This is a genomic window from Streptomyces sp. CC208A, from assembly GCF_030010625.1.
Lineage (GTDB): Bacteria > Actinomycetota > Actinomycetes > Streptomycetales > Streptomycetaceae > Streptomyces.
Map to the genome: position 1 here is coordinate 18,473 of NZ_JASCXN010000038.1, position 15,777 is coordinate 34,249.

The window sequence follows — 15,777 nt, forward strand, 5'->3', positions numbered from 1 at the left end:
GCTCAGAGGGGCGCGATCCGCAGCATCATGCCGATGTACAGCCGGTCCGGGTCGGGCCCGATGACGCTCTTGTTGGCCTCGTACAGCCGCTGCCAGCCGCCCTTGATCGAGAAGCGGCGGGCGATGGCGGCGAGGGTGTCGCCGGCCTGCACGGTGTGGACGCGGCCGCTGAGCCCGTACCGCTTGGAGCAGACGGGCCAGGCGCCCCAGCCCTGGACGCGGAGGACGTCCTCGGCGACGGTGATCTGCTGCTGACGGGTGGCCAGGTCGGCGCGGCGGGCGAACCTGAGGCCGCCGAACTCGATCCAGGTGGGCTGCCAGAACTGGAGCCCGCCGTAGTAGCCGTTGCCGGTGTTGACGTCCCAGCGGCCGCTGCTCTCGCACTCGGCGATGCAGCCCCAGGGCCACTGGTCCTCGGCGCAGGCGTACGCGGGCACGCCCCCCGGTCCCGCCGACGGCGGCGGCGGAACGGCCCCGGTCCCTTCGGCCCCGGTCCCTTCGGCACCGTTCCCGGTCGTGCCCGTGCCGTCGCCCCGGGCCTCCGCGACGGCGGCCGCGGCGGCTTCGAGCGCGGCGGCGGCCTCGCCCGCCCCGGCCTCGGCGAGGGTCCCGGCGAGCTCCGCCGCGTCCGGCACGGCGGGCGGCGGCGGCAGCGCGGGCGCGCCGGGCACCCCGGCCCGCCCCGGTCCGTCGTCGCCGGGCGCCGCCACGGCGACGGGCGCCTGGTGGAGGGCGAGCAGCGCCGCCGCGGAGGCCGCCGCGAGCGAGCCGGCTGTCCAAAATCGGATCATCGACATCGCCGCAGGCTAGGTCGGGCCTCCAGGGGCCGGACCCGTGCCGCGCGGAACACCGTTCACTTCCCACCCGGTCGGAGGTACCCGCGCCCGGCCCCTCCCCGCGCCCCCCGGCGCGCCGCTTCCCGCCCGCCTCCGCACGGGCCGGCGGCAAGTTGCCTCCCTTCGGCGCGTGACCCCTCCCGCGCCTGGCCCGTTGAACTCGGCATGAGACGCCCGGGAAAGGCCCGGGGTCCGTCCGTACCGACTCCAGGGAGCCCTCCGTGCCGCGCATGCTCGACGTCAGCGAGGACGTACGCGCCGAGATCGGCGACGAAGAAGCCGACCGGCTGCTCGCCGGCGACAACGCCCCGGGCAGCTACGACTGCACCTCCTGCCGCACGCCGGGCGACTCCGAGCAGGAGCGCACCTCCACGGTGCTGTTCGTCGGCGAGGAGACCGCGGTCCTCGCGTTCGCCCACGCCAGCTGCATCCCGTCGCAGGTCGTCCGGGTCGCCGAGGAGCAGCTCCAGGGGGCCGTCGCCTCCATCACGGCCGCCGACGCGGCCGAGGCGCTGTCCGCCGCCCACCCCGAGCAGGCCGTGCTCGGCGTCACCAGCGGTCTCGTACTGATCGACGGCGAGCTGCACCCGGCGCTGGTCGTGGAGCCGACCGCCCCGGTGGCCCGCCCCGGCTCCGGCGGGCTCACCGACGAGTTCCTGTCGCTCCTCACGGAGCAGGGCTTCCAGCCGGTCTCCGACCTGAACACCAAGCCGGCCGCGCTGCCCGGCTGGTCCGTCCTGGTCGCGATGGGCCAGCTGCACTCGGTGCTCCAGCCCGGCGCGGGCGGCGCGGGCCAGTCCGCCTGGTGGCAGGCGCACCAGCCGCTCCAGGTCACCGAGGGCTGGCGCGCGGCGGCCAACAAGTCGCACACGGTCCTCGTCTTCGCCGCGCCCGTCGGCTCCATCGGCCAGCAGCCGCGCGAGGACCTGCTGCGCGACGCCCTGGAGAAGGCCGCGGTGAACGGGCGCCTGGTCGCCGCCGCGATGCCGCTGGCCGGTACCTGATGGACGGGGGGCGTCCCGGGATAGGGCCGGTGCGTCCGTCCGGGGTCCCGACCGTGCCGCGGCCCCGGCGGGCGCCTCTTTCGGAGAGCCGCCCGCATCCCACGGGCGGCGGGGTCGTTGGCACCTACGTGCACGCATACGACCCTTTCCCCCAGCCGCATCCGAGTCCGATCCCCGCCATGCGCCCGGCGCAGGACGGCCCGGCCGGTTTCTCGGCGACGCCGATCTTCGACGCCCTGTACTCGGAGTACCGCCGGTCGTTCCGCACGCTTCCGGGTGACCGCAGCGGCGAGGAGGACCTGGTGTTCCGGGCCTTCGGCACGGTGCGGAGCACGGGCCTCTCGGGGTTCTCGGGCTACCACGGCCACCAGCACACGGCGTATCCGGCGGCCTGGTCGGCGCAGCACCATCCCCCGCAGGCGGCGCTGCCGCCGGCCCCGCGCAGAAGCCACTGAGCGGGCCGGCGGAAGCAGAAACGGCCGAGGGCTGGAGTCGTACCGTACGACTCCGGCCCTCGGCCGTGCTCCTGGCGCGGGTTACTTCTTCTTGCCGCGCTTCTCGCGCACGCGGACCGAGATGTGGATCGGGGTGCCCTCGAAGCCGAACTCCTCGCGCAGCCGGCGCTCGATGAAGCGGCGGTAGCCCGCCTCCAGGAAGCCCGAGGCGAAGAGCACGAAGCGCGGGGGCTTGGTGCCGGCCTGGGTGCCGAAGAGGATGCGGGGCTGCTTGCCGCCGCGGATCGGGTGCGGGTGGGCGGCGACCAGCTCGCCGAGAAAGGCGTTGAGCCGGCCGGTGGGGACGCGGGTCTCCCAGCCGGCGAGGGCGGTCTCGATCGCCGGGACCAGCTTCTCCATGTGGCGGCCGGTCTTCGCGGAGACGTTGACCCGGGGGGCCCAGGAGACCTGCTGCATCTCGGTCTCGATCTCGCGCTCCAGGTAGTAGCGGCGCTCCTCGTCGAGCTCGTCCCACTTGTTGTAGGCGATGACGATGGCGCGGCCGGACTCGACGGCCATCGTGATGATCCGCTGGTCCTGGACCGAGATCTGGTCGGTGGTGTCGATGAGGATGACCGCGACCTCGGCCTTCTCGACGGCGGCGGCCGTGCGGAGGGAGGCGTAGTAGTCGGCGCCGGCCTGGAGGTGGACCTTCTTGCGGATGCCCGCCGTGTCGACGAACTTCCAGGTCTTCCCGCCGAGCTCGATCAGCTCGTCGACCGGGTCGCGGGTGGTGCCGGCCAGCTCGTTCACGACCACGCGGTCCTCGCCCGCGACCTTGTTGAGCAGCGAGGACTTGCCGACGTTGGGGCGGCCGATGAGGGCGATGCGGCGGGGGCCGCCGACGGCCTTGCCGAAGGTCTGCGCGGGGGCGTCGGGCAGCTTCCTCAGGACCTCGTCGAGGAGGTCGCCGGTGCCCCGGCCGTGCAGCGAGGAGACGGGGAACGGCTCGCCGAGGCCCAGGGACCAGAGCATGGCCGCGTCGGCCTCGCCGGACTGGCCGTCCACCTTGTTGGCGGCGAGGACGACCGGCTTGCCGGCGCGGCGGAGCAGCTTGACGACGGCCTCGTCGGTGTCGGTGGCGCCGACGGTGGCGTCCACGACGAAGAGGCAGGCGTCGGCGGCCTCGATGGCGTACTCGGCCTGGGTGGCGACGGAGGCGTCGATGCCGAGGACGTCCTGCTCCCAGCCGCCGGTGTCGACGACCTTGAAGCGGCGGCCGGCCCACTCGGCCTCGTAGGTGACGCGGTCGCGGGTGACGCCCGGCCGGTCCTCGACGACGGCCTCGCGGCGGCCGATGATGCGGTTCACCAGGGTCGACTTGCCGACGTTCGGACGGCCGACGACGGCGAGGACGGGGAGCGGGCCGTGGCCGGCCTCCTCGATCGCCTCCTCGACGTCCTCGATGTCGAAGCCCTCTTCCGCGGCGAGCTCCATGAACTCCGCGTACTCGGCGTCGCCAAGTGCCCCGTGGTCGTGCTGGTCGTTCATGAAGTCCGTTCCTTGATCATTCGTGGTCGGTGGTCCCGGAGGCCGGAGCCGTGGGGCCACTACTGAGAGTGTCGCTCAGCGCCCGGTGAGGCGCCTGGCGTTTTTCAGGTGCTCCGTGAGGTGCTCCTGGATGCGGAGCGTGGCCTCGTCGAGCGCCTTGCGGGTACGCCGCCCGCTGCCGTCGCCTGCTTCGAAGGGCTCTCCGAAGACGACGTCCACCCGGCTGCGCAGGGCGGGCAGCCCCTTCACCAGCCGTCCGGGCCGCTCGGTGCTTCCCAGGACCGCCACCGGGACGATCGGGGCGCCGCTGCGGACGGCGAAGTAGGCGAGGCCGGCGCGGAGCGAGGCGAAGTCGCCCTCGCCGCGGGTCCCCTCGGGGAAGATCCCGAGGACACCGCCCTGCTCCAGCACGCCCAGCGCGTTGCCGATCGCCTTCCGGTCGGTGGACTCCCGGTCGACCTTGAGCTGCCCGATGCCCTCCAGGAAACCGCCCAGCGGCCCGACGAACGCCTCCTTCTTGATGAGGAAGTGCACGGGGCGCGGGGCGGTGCCCATGAGCATGGGGCCGTCGATGTTGTGCGCGTGGTTCACGGCGAGGATGACGGGGCCGGTGGCAGGGACCCGCCAGGCGCCGAGCACGCGCGGCTTCCAGAAGCCGTACATCAGCCCGATGCCGATGCGACGGCCGACGGCGGCGCCCTTCGCGGAGGGCTGGGTCACTTGGCGGCCGCCCGCTTCTCCGGCTTTGCGGTCGCGCTCCGCCTCGACTCCACCAGGGTGACGACGCACTCGATGACCTGGTCAAGGGTGAGCTCGGTGGTGTCGACCTCGACGGCGTCGTCGGCCTTGGCGAGCGGGGAGGTCCTGCGGCTGGAGTCGGCCGCGTCCCGCTTGGCCAGGGCCTCCTGGGTGGCCCGTACGTCGGTGCCCTTCAGCTCGCCGGAGCGGCGGGCGGCGCGGGCCTCCGGCGAGGCGGTGAGGAAGATCTTCAGGTCGGCGTCCGGGAGGACGGTCGTCCCGATGTCCCGGCCCTCGACGACGATGCCGGCCTCCGCCTCGCGGGCGATCGTCCGCTGGAGCTCGGTGATGAGCGTGCGCACCTCGGGGACGGCGCTGACCGCGCTGACCCGGGAGGTGACCTCCTCGGTGCGGATCGGCCCCGAGGCGTCGACGCCGTCCACGGTGATGGTGGGCCGGGACGGGTCGGTGCCGGAGACGATGACGGGCTTGCCGGCGGCGTTCGCCACGGCGTCGGCGTCGGTGACGTCCACCCCGTTGCTGATCATCCACCAGGTGATGGCCCGGTACTGGGCGCCGGTGTCCAGGTAGCTCAGCCCCAGCTTGGCGGCGACCGCCTTCGAGGTGCTCGACTTGCCCGTGCCGGAGGGGCCGTCGATGGCGACGATCACGGATTCCACGGTGAGGGTGACCTTCCTGGGTGGGTGGGGCCCCGGCGGCAGTCCGGAACCCCTACAAGGTTACCGAGTCCCCCACCCCCATTCGGCCCAGCGGCCCGCACGCCGCCCCACGCGGGCGCGGCTCTCGCTGCGCGGTGCCCGCCGGGGCTGCGCTCCGCTGCACCCCTGTATGGGCTGCGGTCCCCGTCACCGTGTGGGCTGCGCCCGCCGTCCCTGTGGGCAATCGTCCCGCTTGGGGGTCTCCCCTGGACGTAGTCCTTGGGAGAGGGACGGGTGGGCACAGGGAGGGCGCCCTCTGCCGGGCCCAGGCTTTCCGCGCCTGAGCCCGCACCCCGTGCGCGGCGCACCCGTGGTGCGGGTCCAGGCACCGGTGCGGAGGCACCCGCAGAGGGTGCCGTTCCGTTGTGCCCACCCTCCCCCAGACTTCGTCCGGGGGGGGGACCACCACGCCCTGGGGGCACCCCCTGGATGAAGTCCTTGGAGGAGGAACGATTGCCCACAACGGAACGGAACCGCGGCGCCGGGCGCGCAGGCCCCGGGCGCGGGGTGGGCGCCGCGCGGCGGGGGGTCAGCCGGTGCGGAGGGACCAGCCTCGTTCGCGGAGGGACGCGGCGAGCGCGGGGGCCGCCGACGGGTCGACCATGAGCTGGACGAGGCCCGCCTGCTGCCCGGTCGCGTGCTCGATGCGGACGTCCTCGATGTTGACCCCCGCACGCCCCGCGTCCGCGAAGATGCGGGCCAGCTCGCCGGGCTGGTCGCTGATGAGGACCGCGACGACCTCGTAGGTCGCGGGGGCGGCACCGTGCTTGCCGGGGACCCGCGCGCGCCCTGCGTTGCCGCGCCGCAGCACGTCCTCGACGCCCGCGATGCCCTCCCGACGCTTCTCCTCGTCCGCGGACTGGAGGGAGCGCAGCGCCCGTACGGTCTCGTCGAGGTCGGCGGCGACGCCGGAGAGGACGTCGGCGACCGGCCCGGGGTTGGCCGACAGGATCTCCACCCACATGCGCGGGTCGGACGCGGCGATCCGCGTGACGTCCCGGATGCCCTGCCCGCAGAGCCGTACGGCCGACTCCTCCGCCTCCTCCAGGCGCGCCGCGACCATCGAGGAGACCAGCTGCGGGGTGTGGGAGACGAGGGCCACCGCCCGGTCGTGGGCGTCGGCGTCCATGACGACGGGCACGGCCCCGCAGACCGCGACGAGTTCGAGCGCGAGGTTGAGGACCTCGGTGTCGGTGTCCCGGGTGGGCGTGAGCACCCACGGCCGGCCCTCGAAGAGGTCGGCGCCGGCGGCGAGCGGGCCGGAACGCTCCTTGCCGGACATGGGGTGGGTGCCGATGTACGCGGTGAGGTCGAGGCCCATCGCCTCCAGCTCCCGCCGCGGGCCGCCCTTGACGCTGGCCACGTCGAGGTAGCCCCGGCCCAGGCCGGCGCGCAGGGCGTCGGCGAGGGTGGCGGCGGTGTGCGCCGGCGGTACGGCGACGATCACGAGGTCCACCCGCCCCTCGGGCTCCGCGTCGGTGCCCGCGCCGAGCGCGGCGGCGGTCCGGGCGCTCGCCGGGTCGTGGTCGCGGAGGTGGACCGTGACGCCCCGGCCGGCGAGGGCGAGGGCGGCGGAGGTGCCGATCAGTCCGGTTCCGATGACGAGCGCTGTTCTCACGGGGTGAAGTCCTTGAGGGCATGGGGTGGAGAGGGCCCAGCCTAGTCAGCCGCCGCCCGCACGCGCGCGTGCGCCCACCCCGCGAGACACGGGGCGGGCGCGGCGTGCGTGGCCTGCCCGGTTCAGAGCCGCTGGGCGCGGATGATCTCCTCCAGGGAGCCGCCCTCGGGCAGGGCGCCGCCGGGGGTGAGCCTGTCGACGGCCTGCGGCAGCGACTGCGCGAGCTCGTCGGCGGCCTGCTGCGGGGTGACCCCGGCCTCCCGCGCGACCTTCTGGAGGGTCTCGTCGGGGAGGGCCTGGGCGATCTGGGTGCCGTCGACGGGCTTGTTCTCGCCGGTGCCGATCCAGGACTGGGCCTGTTCGGCGAGGCCCGACCTGGTGAGCATGTCGAGGAGCCCGCCGAGCGGGTTCTGCCCCGCCTTGCCCCCTGCGCCGCCGCTGCCCGCGAGGGCGCCGAGCAGCGAGCCCAGAACGCCGTTCCGGCCCCCGTCCCCGCCGAGCAGGGGGCCGAGGAGACTGCCGAGGTCGTTTCCCGCCATGGTTCCGCCTTTCCTCCGGTGAGCATCGCTGTCGAACAGCCTCAATGTCACCCATACACAGACATCCCACCACCCGGGGTGAGCGCCGGCCCGGCGAGCGGGTAGAAAAGGCGGATGCTGCTCCATGTCGTGCCCCTGGACGAGTGGTCCGCGGACCCCGGTCTCCCCTACGCCCCGCCGTCGCTCGCCGCCGAGGGCTTCGTGCACTGCTCGCCGGACGAGCAGGCGGCGCTCGCCGTCGCCGACGCGCACTACCGGGACGTGCCGGGCCCGCTCCTGGTGCTGGTGATCGACGAGTCCCTGCTCTCCGGCGAGGTCCGTTGGGAGGGTTCGGAGGACCAGGTCTTCCCGCACGTGTACGGGCCGGTCGAGCGGGGTGCGGTGACCGCCGTCCTGGAGGTGCTGCGGGAGGCGGACGGCCGTGCGAGGGAGTTGGCGCCCTGGGTCTAGCCGGGCCCCGGCGTGTTGCGGGGGCGGCGGGGCGGGCCCGGCGAAGCTGGGTCGTATGACTTCACGGACGACACCCCGCAGGACGGTCCTGTTCGCCGCGGCGGCCCTGACGACGGCGACCGCGGCGACGACCGCCGGCTGTGGTTCGGACGGCGGCGACGGCGGTACGGAGACGAGCGCCCCGCCCACCGGCACCGGCGCCTCCCCGACCGCGCCGGGCGACGGCACCCCGCTGGCGAGCACCTCGGAGATCCCGGTGGGCGGCGGCACCGTCTTCGCGGACCGCAAGGTGGTCGTCACCCAGCCCGAGGAGGGCGAGTTCAAGGCCTTCTCGGCGATCTGCACCCATCAGGGCTGCACGGTGAACAAGGTCGCGGACGGCACCATCGACTGCCCCTGCCACGGCTCGAAGTACAGCATCACGGACGGCTCCGTACAGGCCGGGCCCGCGCCGCGTCCGCTGCCCGCCGAGGAGATCACCGTCTCCGGGGAGACGATCGTCCTGGCGTAGCCTGGCCGCCATGGACATGTCCCCCGAGACGCTGGTGCGCGAACACACCGTCTACGCCTGTGTGATGGGCTCGCGCGCCTTCGGCCTGGCGACCGAGGAGAGCGACACCGACGTGCGGGGCGTCTACCTCGCCCCGACACCGCTCTTCTGGCGCTTCGACAAGCCCCCGGCGCATGTGGAGGGCCCTGCGCCCGAGCAGTTCAGCTGGGAGCTGGAACGCTTCTGCGAGCTGGCCCTCCGCAACAACCCCAACGTCCTGGAGTGCCTCCACTCGCCGCTCGTCACCCACACCACCGAGTGGGGCGGCGAGCTGCTCGCCCTGCGCGGCGCCTTCCTCTCCCGGCAGGCCCACCGCACCTTCGTGCGGTACGCGGGCGGGCAGCGCCGCAAGCTGGAGGCGGACGTGCGCCAGTACGGGCATCCGCGCTGGAAGCACGCCATGCACCTGCTGCGGCTGCTGATGAGCTGCCGGGACCTGCTGCGCACCGGCGAGCTGCGGATCGACGTGGGCGCGGACCGGGAGCGGCTGCTCGCCGTCAAGCGCGGCGAGCTCTCGTGGGCGGAGGTCGAGGGGTGGATGAACCGCCTCCAGGACGAGGCCGACGCCGCGCTCGACACCAGTCCGCTGCCCGTGGCCCCGGACCACGCGCGCGTGCAGGACCTCCTGGTCCGCGCCCGCCGCGCCTCAGCCCTTCAGGAGCTGTAGCCGGGCCCGTACGACGAGGTCGTGGAGGGCGTCGTACGCGCTCACCTCGTCCGCGAGGTCCGAGGCCGCGCGTGCCGCGTCGAGCGTGCCGTGCAGGGCCTCGACCTCGGCCCGTACGTCCTCCGTCACGACGCCGGCGGCGCCGTGCTCGGCGGCCGTCTTCGCGGCGACGAGGTCGGGGATCCGGGCCGGGGCCTCCGGCACCTCGCCGACGAGGGTGGGCAGGTGGGCCTGGACCTCGCCGGAGCGCATGAGGTGGATGCCGGTGAGCAGCGCCCGGTAGGTGTAGAGCAGCGGCTTGAGTTCGCCGCTCTTCTCGAAGAGCCGCCACTGGGTGGCGGCGAAGCCCCGGTAGTGGTGGGCGTGGTGGGTGGTGAGCACCCCGGGCACGAGGGCGGTGAGCTCGGCGTGGACCGGGGTGGTGTGCACGACCAGCGGCGAGGTGAGCTGCTCCAGGACGTAGCCGTTGCGGCGCAGCATGAGCCGGGCGAACTTCCGCAGGTCGTGCGTGACGAGGTCCATCTCGACGCCGTCCCGTGTCCACATCCGGTCCCGGGTCTCCTCGGGCTCCCGGAGCCCGACCAGCGCCTGGGCGGGCAGCAGGTGGGCGCCCCGAAGGTCCACGTCGGAGTCGCGGGACGGGAAGCCGTACAGGTGGGCGCCGGAGACCGTCGCGAAGAGCAGGGGGTCCGGCTCCTCGGCGACGACGGCGGTCAGGTCGGCCTTGTGGGCCTCAAGGGTGAGCGTCATGGGGCCCTAGCTTCCCAGAATTCGATCACTCGTCCCAGAGGGCCCCGAGAGCCAGCAGTTCGTCCCGGTGCTCGATCCGCGCGGTCCACTCGGCCGGCCAGGCGTCCGCGCCCAGATGGGCCCCGGCGAAGGCGCCGGCGAGGGCGGCGATCGAGTCGGAGTCGCCGCGGGTGCAGGCGGCCCGGCGCAGGGCGGTCAGCGGTTCGCCGGGGAAGAGCAGGAAGCAGAGAAGCCCGGTGGCGAGCGCCTCCTCCGCGATCCAGCCGTCGCCCGTGTACGTACAGGGGTCGAGCTCCGGGTCCGCGGTGCGCTGCACGGCGTCGAGCCGTTCCAGGACGGCCAGGCACTCGTCCCAGCCACGCCGGACGAAGTGGGCGGCGGAGGGGTCCTGGGAGCGGGTCCACAGGTCGCCGAGCCACCGCTCGTGGTACCGGTCGCGGTTCTCGTACGCGTACGAGCGCAGCCGTCCGACGAGCCCGGTCGGGTCGACGCCCTGGGCGAGCAGCCACACGGCCCGCGCGGTGAGGTCGGAGGCGGCGAGCCCGGTGGGGTGGCCGTGGGTGAGCGCGGCCTGGAGCTGGGCGGCGCCGGCCCGCTGCTCCTCGCTCAGGCCGGGGACGAGCCCGATGGGCGCGACCCGCATGTTGGCGCCGCAGCCCTTGGAGTGGATCTGGCTGGCGTCCTGCCAGGGCCGGTCGCCGTCGAGGAGCATGCAGGCGCGCATGCAGGTGTTGCCGGGGGCCCGGTTGTTCTCCGGGGAGTGGTACCAGTCGACGTACTCGTCGCGGACGGGCCGGGCGAGCCGGAGCGGGGCGAGCGGGCCCCGTTCCAGGGCGGTCCGGATGCCCCGGGCGAAGGCGAGGGTCATCTGCGTGTCGTCGGTGATGTACGCGGTCCCCCGCCGCACCGGCAGCTCCATCGCCCGCCACGGCCCGCACTTGGCGAGGATCGTGGGCACGTCGTTGAACTCGGTGGGGAAGCCGAGCGCGTCACCGAGCGCCAGCCCCATCAGCGTCCCCGTGGCGGCCTTCTTGGTCATGCGGATCGTCCTTCCGGTCGGAGCAGCGGCGGGTGGAGGGTGGTGGCCTCCCCCGCCCGGTAGAGCGCGGCCGGTTTCCCCCGTCCGCCGGTGCGGCGCGGCGGTCCTTCCACGGCCTCGACGAAGCCGGGGGTGGTGAGGACCTTGCGCCGGAAGTTGGGCCGGTCCAGGGAGACGCCCCAGACCGTCTCGTACACCTCCCTCAGCTCGCCGAGGGTGAACTCGGGCGGGCAGAAGGCGGTGGCGAGGCAGGTGTACTCCAGCTTGGCGCCGACGCGTTCGCGGGCGTCGGCGAGGATCCGGTCGTGGTCGAAGGCGAGCGGCGGGACCTCGTCGTAGGGCAGCCAGCGGGCCTCGGCCGCGTCGCCGCCGCCGCGCGGTTCGGGCAGGTCGGGGACGAGTGCCGTGTACGCGACCGAGACGACCCGCATCCGGGGGTCGCGGTCCGGTTCGGTGTAGGTGCGGAGCTGTTCGAGGTGGAGTCCGGCGACGGTGGCCTCGGGCAGCCCGGTCTCCTCGGCGAGTTCGCGGCGGGCGGCGGTGCCGGCCGACTCGCGGGGCAGCACGAAGCCGCCGGGGAGCGCCCAGGCGCCCGCGTACGGCTCCTGGCCGCGCTGCACGAGCAGGACGTGGAGCCGGCCGGTGCGGACGGTGAGGACGGCGAGGTCGACGGTGACGGCGAAGGGTTCGAAGGCCCTGGGGTCGTATCCCTCGGGACGGGTGCTCATCGGCGCTCCGGAAGGGGATCGGTGAGGTGGAGGCCCTCGGCGAGGAGCGCGTCGACGGCGGCGACGGCGGTGGCGAGGCGCTCCTCGTGGGGGCCGGTGAGGACGGCGGTGCGGCGCCCGCTGTGGGCGAGCCCGGTGAGGAGCCGGGCGGTCGTCCAGGCCCGCAGGTCTGCGTCGTCCGGCGGCCCGTCGTCCCCGGCGGCGACTCCCCGGTGGTCGGTGAGCAGCCACAGGTGCTGGCGGCCCTGGGCGGCGATCGCGCAGGTGTCGGGGCTGGTGGTGCCGGTGTACCGCTCGTGCCGGACGGTGGCGGCGAAGGCGTCGGTGTCGCAGAAGAGGACGGGCGAGCCGTCGCGGGCGGCCTCCTCCTCCCGTTCGGCCTGGTGCTGGGCGATGACGGGGAAGTCGGAGGAGCGGAGGACGAGGTCGGCGGGGGTGGCGTCGGGGTGGCGCTCGCGCAGCTCGGCGAGGGCGCGTCCGGCGTACTCGCGCCGGTATTCGGCGACGTACCGGGTGCGCGCCCAGACGCCGCCCCGCCGCCGGTAGTGGTCGGTGAGGGCGAGGGCCAGGGTGGTGGTGCCGGTGGATCCGGCGCCGAGGACGACGACCCGGCGGGTGAGCGCGGCCCGTACGGGTGCGGCGAGGAGGTCCCAGCAGGCGGCGGGGTCGGCGCGGACGGCGGCGCTGGAGACGGGGAAGGCGGTGGGGCCGGGGTCGACGAGGACGGGGACGGCGCCGAGGCGGCGGGCGAGCTCGTCGTACGGCTCCGACCCGTACGGCTCCGACGCGAAGAGGGCGTCGACGGGCTCGGGGACGGCGGTCCCGAGATCGCGGGGAAGGTCGGCGGCACCGACGACGAGGGCGTCGGGGTGGATCTCGCGCATCCAGGCGACCCGGTCCGCCGGGGGGAGGGGGTCGGCGGGGGTGGCGCGGACGAGGACGGTGACGCGTTCGCAGGCGGCGAGGGCGGTGCGGACGAGGTGGTGGTGGCCGGCGTGCGGCGGACAGAACCTGCCGGGGACGAGTCCGTGCCCGTATCGGGTGCTCATGCCCTCGCCTCCGGTACCGGCGGGCCCGGCGTACGAGGGGCGCGGACCCCCACCGTCCCCGCCGGAACGGCCTCCGTGGGACCTGGTCCACCCCCGTGGGTCCAGGTCCGCCGGCCGCTCGCGGCGGGAACGGTGAGGACGTTCACGCCCGCCTCCTTAAGAGTCATTCTGACTATAAAAGGTGCGGGGGCTTCCGCACAAGCTCGGAGCACGAGGCCGGAGAACGGCGGGAGGCCCGTGCTCCGCGCGGATCGCGCGGGGCACGGGCCTCCTCTGCCCTCGGGACTCCTACAGGCCGACTTCCTTCATCAGCATGCCGACCTCGGTGTTGGACAGGCGGCGCAGCCAGCCCGACTTCTGGTCGCCCAGGGTGATGGGGCCGAAGGCGGTGCGGACCAGCTTCTCGACCGGGAAGCCCGCCTCGGCGAGCATGCGGCGCACGATGTGCTTGCGGCCCTCGTGCAGCACGACCTCGACCAGGTAGTTCTTGCCGGTCTGCTCGACCACGCGGAAGTGGTCGGCGCGGGCGTAGCCGTCCTCCAGCTGGATGCCCTCCTTGAGCCGCTTGCCGACCTCGCGGGGCAGCGGGCCGGTGACGGCGGCCAGGTAGGTCTTCTTCACGCCGTACTTGGGGTGGGTGAGACGGTGGGCCAGCTCGCCGTGGTTGGTGAGCAGGATGATGCCCTCGGTCTCGGTGTCGAGCCGGCCGACGTGGAAGAGCCGGGTCTCGCGGTTGGTGACGTAGTCGCCCAGGCACTGGCGGCCGTCCGGGTCCTCCATGGTGGAGACGACGCCGGCCGGCTTGTTCAGCGCGAAGAACTGGTACGACTGGGTGGCGACGGTGAGGCCGTCGACACGGATCTCGTCCTTCTCCGGGTCCACGCGGAGGCCCTGCTCCAGGACGATCTCGCCGTTGACCTCGACCCTGGCCTGCTCGACCAGCTCCTCGCAGGCGCGGCGCGAGCCGTAGCCGGCGCGGGCGAGCACCTTCTGGAGGCGCTCGCCCTCCTGCTCGGCGCCCGGGAAGGTCTTCGGGGTCTTGACCTGGGGCTTGTTCGCGTACCGCTCGCGGTTGCGCTCCTCGGCCCGGGCCTCGTACTCGCGCGAGCGCGCCGGGGCCGTGCGGCCTCCGCCCCGCTGCTGCTTCGGGGACTGCTTGGGGCCGCCCTTCGCGCCGCCGCGGGCGGCGGCGCCCCGGCCCTTCTTGGGGGCGCCGGAGCCGCCCTTGCCGCTGTCCGAGGGCATGCTCACGTCGTAGGTGCGCTCCTCGGGGCGGGTCTTGCGCGGACGGCCGGCGCTCTGGCCGCGCTCGTCGCGGTTGTTGCCCGCTCCCCGGTAGTTGCCGCGGCCGCCGCTCTTGGCACCACGGCTCCCGCCGTTGTTTCCGCTGTTCCTGCCGCTGCTGCTTCGCATCAAACTTCCGTCGTCTCTTCGTCCGCTGCTTCGCCCCCGCCGGATTCGTCCCGGTCGGGATCGAACGACGGAACGCCTTCCAGGGAGTCCGGTTCGACCGCGTCCGCCTCGGGGAGGAAGGGCGCGAGCTCCGGGAGCTCGTCCAGGCCGCGCAGGCCCATCCGCTCCAGGAAGTAGTTCGTCGTCCTGTACAGGATCGCACCTGTTTCGGGTTCCGTGCCCGCCTCCTCCACCAGACCCCTCTGGAGGAGGGTGCGCATCACGCCGTCGCAGTTGACCCCGCGGACGGCGGAGACCCGGGAGCGGCTGACCGGCTGGCGGTACGCGACGACCGCCAGGGTCTCCAGGGCGGCCTGGGTCAGCCGGGCCTGCTGGCCGTCCAGGACGAAGGCCTCGACGGCGGCGGCGTGGGCGGGGCGGGTGTAGTAGCGCCAGCCGCCGGCGACCCGGCGCAGCTCGAAGCCGCGCCCGTCGGCGGTGTACTCGTCGGCCAGCTCGCGCAGGGCGTCGGCGACCTCGCGCGGGGTGCTGCCGAGGACCTTGGCGAGGTGGGCCTCGGCGGCCGGTTCGTCGACGACCATGAGGACGGCTTCGAGGGCGGGCTTGAGGTCGCTCATGTCGGTCATGCGGACTCCGGTGCTTCCTGGTCGAACTCTGCCGTGACACGGGTCTCGCCGTCCCCGCCGGTCCAGGTGACCGTGAGGTCGCCGAGCGGGTCCTTCTGGTCGAGGGAGACGGCCTTCTCCCGGTAGAGCTCCAGGAGGGCGAGGAAGCGGGCGACGACGGTGAGGGTGTCCCCGGCGTCCTCGACGAGCTCCCGGAAGTCCGCGGTGCCGCGCTCGCGCAGCAGGGCGGCGACGATCCCCGCCTGCTCCTGGACGCTGACCAGCGGGGCGTGGATGTGGTCCACGTACACCTGCGGCCTGGCCTTGGGCTGCAGGGCCTTCACGGCGAGCTCGGCGAAGCCCTCGGGGCCGATCGAGAGGACGACCTCGGGGAGCAGGGCGGCGTGGTGCGGCTCCAGGCCGACGGTCCTGGGGTGGCGCCGTCCCTCGGCCTCCCAGCGCTCGGCGAGGATCTCGGCGATCCGCTTGTACGCCCGGTACTGGAGGAGCCGGGCGAAGAGCAGGTCGCGGGCCTCCAGGAGGGCGAGGTCGGCCTCGTCCTCGACCTCGGCGGCGGGCAGCAGCCGGGCGGCCTTGAGGTCGAGCAGGGTGGCGGCGACGACCAGGAACTCGGTGGTCTGGTCGAGGTCCCCGTCGGGCCCGAGGGCCCGGAGGTGGGCCATGAACTCGTCGGTGACCTGGGAGAGGGCGACCTCGGTGACGTCCAGCTTGTGCTTGGTGATCAGCTGGAGGAGCAGGTCGAAGGGCCCCTCGAAGTTGGCGAGCCGCACGGTGAACCGCCCGTCGCCGGCCCCGCCGGGCTCTCCGGCCGCGGGCTCCGACTGCTCCGGTACGGCTCCGGGGGCGTCCGGAGCGGGTACGGCCTCCGGTACGGGGGCGGCCCCGGGATCCGGTACGGGCCCGGGTTCCGCCTCCGGTACGGGTGCCGCCTCCGGCTCGGGGGCCGGGAGCCCGCCGCCCCGTCCCAGCGCGCGGCGGCGCGGTGGGCGGGACGTCTCGTCGGCGTGCTGGGGCATCGGGGGCGGTTCCAGGGAGGTGCGGGGGCGGGGCCGCCCGCAGGGTACCG

At 74.2% G+C, this 15,777-nt stretch carries 18 protein-coding genes; 5 read left to right on the plus strand and 13 right to left on the minus strand.

Annotation, left to right across the window (positions count from 1 at the left end):
* Positions 1-2 precede the first annotated feature (2 nt).
* Entirely contained in the window at positions 3-635 is a 633-nt protein-coding gene (locus QK442_RS30610) for a transglycosylase family protein (RefSeq protein WP_282697381.1), read from the minus strand.
* 422 nt (positions 636-1,057) lie between these two features.
* Between QK442_RS30610 and QK442_RS30615 the strand changes: the two genes are divergently transcribed.
* Both QK442_RS30615 and QK442_RS30620 read left to right on the plus strand, forming a co-directional pair.
* Positions 1,058-1,840: a hypothetical protein gene (locus QK442_RS30615; protein WP_282697345.1), complete on the plus strand. Its 783-nt coding sequence runs from the start codon at positions 1,058-1,060 to the stop codon at positions 1,838-1,840.
* 179 nt (positions 1,841-2,019) lie between these two features.
* Complete coding sequence (locus QK442_RS30620) at positions 2,020-2,295, plus strand: hypothetical protein (RefSeq protein ID WP_349239695.1); 276 nt, start codon at positions 2,020-2,022, stop codon at positions 2,293-2,295.
* A gap of 81 nt (positions 2,296-2,376) precedes the next feature.
* On the opposite strand, the gene der is transcribed toward QK442_RS30620, so the two are convergent.
* The 5 genes from der to QK442_RS30645 all read right to left on the minus strand — a co-directional run bounded on the left by der (position 2,377) and on the right by QK442_RS30645 (position 7,439).
* Complete coding sequence (gene der / locus QK442_RS30625) at positions 2,377-3,825, minus strand: ribosome biogenesis GTPase Der (RefSeq protein ID WP_282697347.1); 1,449 nt, start codon at positions 3,823-3,825, stop codon at positions 2,377-2,379.
* Between the two features lie 75 nt (positions 3,826-3,900).
* Positions 3,901-4,545 carry a lysophospholipid acyltransferase family protein gene (locus tag QK442_RS30630; protein WP_282697348.1) on the minus strand — a complete coding sequence of 215 codons (645 nt, stop codon included), beginning with the start codon at positions 4,543-4,545 and terminating at the stop codon, positions 3,901-3,903.
* Positions 4,542-5,243 (minus strand): (d)CMP kinase, encoded by a 702-nt coding sequence (gene cmk / locus QK442_RS30635; protein WP_282697349.1) that lies wholly within the window; start codon positions 5,241-5,243, stop codon positions 4,542-4,544. Before cmk ends, QK442_RS30630 begins: the two co-directional genes overlap by 4 nt.
* A gap of 568 nt (positions 5,244-5,811) precedes the next feature.
* Positions 5,812-6,900 (minus strand): prephenate dehydrogenase, encoded by a 1,089-nt coding sequence (locus QK442_RS30640; protein ID WP_282697350.1) that lies wholly within the window; start codon positions 6,898-6,900, stop codon positions 5,812-5,814.
* Positions 6,901-7,022: 122 nt separating this feature from the next.
* The gene (locus QK442_RS30645) at positions 7,023-7,439 is read right to left on the minus strand and encodes a YidB family protein (RefSeq protein WP_282697351.1); all 417 of its coding nucleotides are present in this window, start codon (positions 7,437-7,439) and stop codon (positions 7,023-7,025) included.
* A gap of 114 nt (positions 7,440-7,553) precedes the next feature.
* On the opposite strand from QK442_RS30645, the gene QK442_RS30650 reads away from it, so the two are divergent.
* Genes QK442_RS30650 through QK442_RS30660 form a run of 3 tightly spaced genes read left to right on the plus strand, consistent with a single transcriptional unit; the run spans position 7,554 to position 9,106 of the window.
* Positions 7,554-7,889 carry a DUF952 domain-containing protein gene (locus tag QK442_RS30650; protein WP_282697352.1) on the plus strand — a complete coding sequence of 112 codons (336 nt, stop codon included), beginning with the start codon at positions 7,554-7,556 and terminating at the stop codon, positions 7,887-7,889.
* Positions 7,890-7,944: 55 nt separating this feature from the next.
* Positions 7,945-8,400: a Rieske (2Fe-2S) protein gene (locus QK442_RS30655; protein WP_282697353.1), complete on the plus strand. Its 456-nt coding sequence runs from the start codon at positions 7,945-7,947 to the stop codon at positions 8,398-8,400.
* A 16-nt stretch (positions 8,401-8,416) separates the two neighbouring features.
* The gene (locus QK442_RS30660; RefSeq protein ID WP_282697382.1) at positions 8,417-9,106 is read left to right on the plus strand and encodes a nucleotidyltransferase domain-containing protein; all 690 of its coding nucleotides are present in this window, start codon (positions 8,417-8,419) and stop codon (positions 9,104-9,106) included.
* On the opposite strand, the gene QK442_RS30665 is transcribed toward QK442_RS30660, so the two are convergent.
* The 7 genes from QK442_RS30665 to QK442_RS30695 all read right to left on the minus strand — a co-directional run bounded on the left by QK442_RS30665 (position 9,086) and on the right by QK442_RS30695 (position 15,727).
* Positions 9,086-9,856 carry a nucleotidyltransferase domain-containing protein gene (locus tag QK442_RS30665; RefSeq protein WP_282697354.1) on the minus strand — a complete coding sequence of 257 codons (771 nt, stop codon included), beginning with the start codon at positions 9,854-9,856 and terminating at the stop codon, positions 9,086-9,088. The genes QK442_RS30660 and QK442_RS30665 overlap by 21 nt on opposite strands.
* 25 nt (positions 9,857-9,881) lie before the next feature.
* Positions 9,882-10,895, minus strand: a complete 1,014-nt coding sequence (locus tag QK442_RS30670; RefSeq protein ID WP_282697355.1) for an ADP-ribosylglycohydrolase family protein — start codon at positions 10,893-10,895, stop codon at positions 9,882-9,884.
* Positions 10,892-11,623, minus strand: a complete 732-nt coding sequence (locus tag QK442_RS30675; protein ID WP_282697356.1) for an NUDIX domain-containing protein — start codon at positions 11,621-11,623, stop codon at positions 10,892-10,894. Before QK442_RS30675 ends, QK442_RS30670 begins: the two co-directional genes overlap by 4 nt.
* Complete coding sequence (locus QK442_RS30680; protein ID WP_282697357.1) at positions 11,620-12,672, minus strand: AAA family ATPase; 1,053 nt, start codon at positions 12,670-12,672, stop codon at positions 11,620-11,622. The genes QK442_RS30675 and QK442_RS30680 overlap by 4 nt, the downstream gene beginning before the upstream one ends.
* Positions 12,673-12,960: 288 nt before the next feature.
* Positions 12,961-14,085, minus strand: coding sequence for a pseudouridine synthase (locus QK442_RS30685; RefSeq protein ID WP_282697358.1), 1,125 nt, complete (start codon positions 14,083-14,085; stop codon positions 12,961-12,963).
* Positions 14,085-14,702 (minus strand): SMC-Scp complex subunit ScpB, encoded by a 618-nt coding sequence (gene scpB / locus QK442_RS30690; protein WP_282697383.1) that lies wholly within the window; start codon positions 14,700-14,702, stop codon positions 14,085-14,087. The genes QK442_RS30685 and scpB overlap by 1 nt, the downstream gene beginning before the upstream one ends.
* A 5-nt stretch (positions 14,703-14,707) precedes the next feature.
* Positions 14,708-15,727, minus strand: coding sequence for a segregation/condensation protein A (locus QK442_RS30695; RefSeq protein WP_282697359.1), 1,020 nt, complete (start codon positions 15,725-15,727; stop codon positions 14,708-14,710).
* Positions 15,728-15,777: the final 50 nt, after the last annotated feature.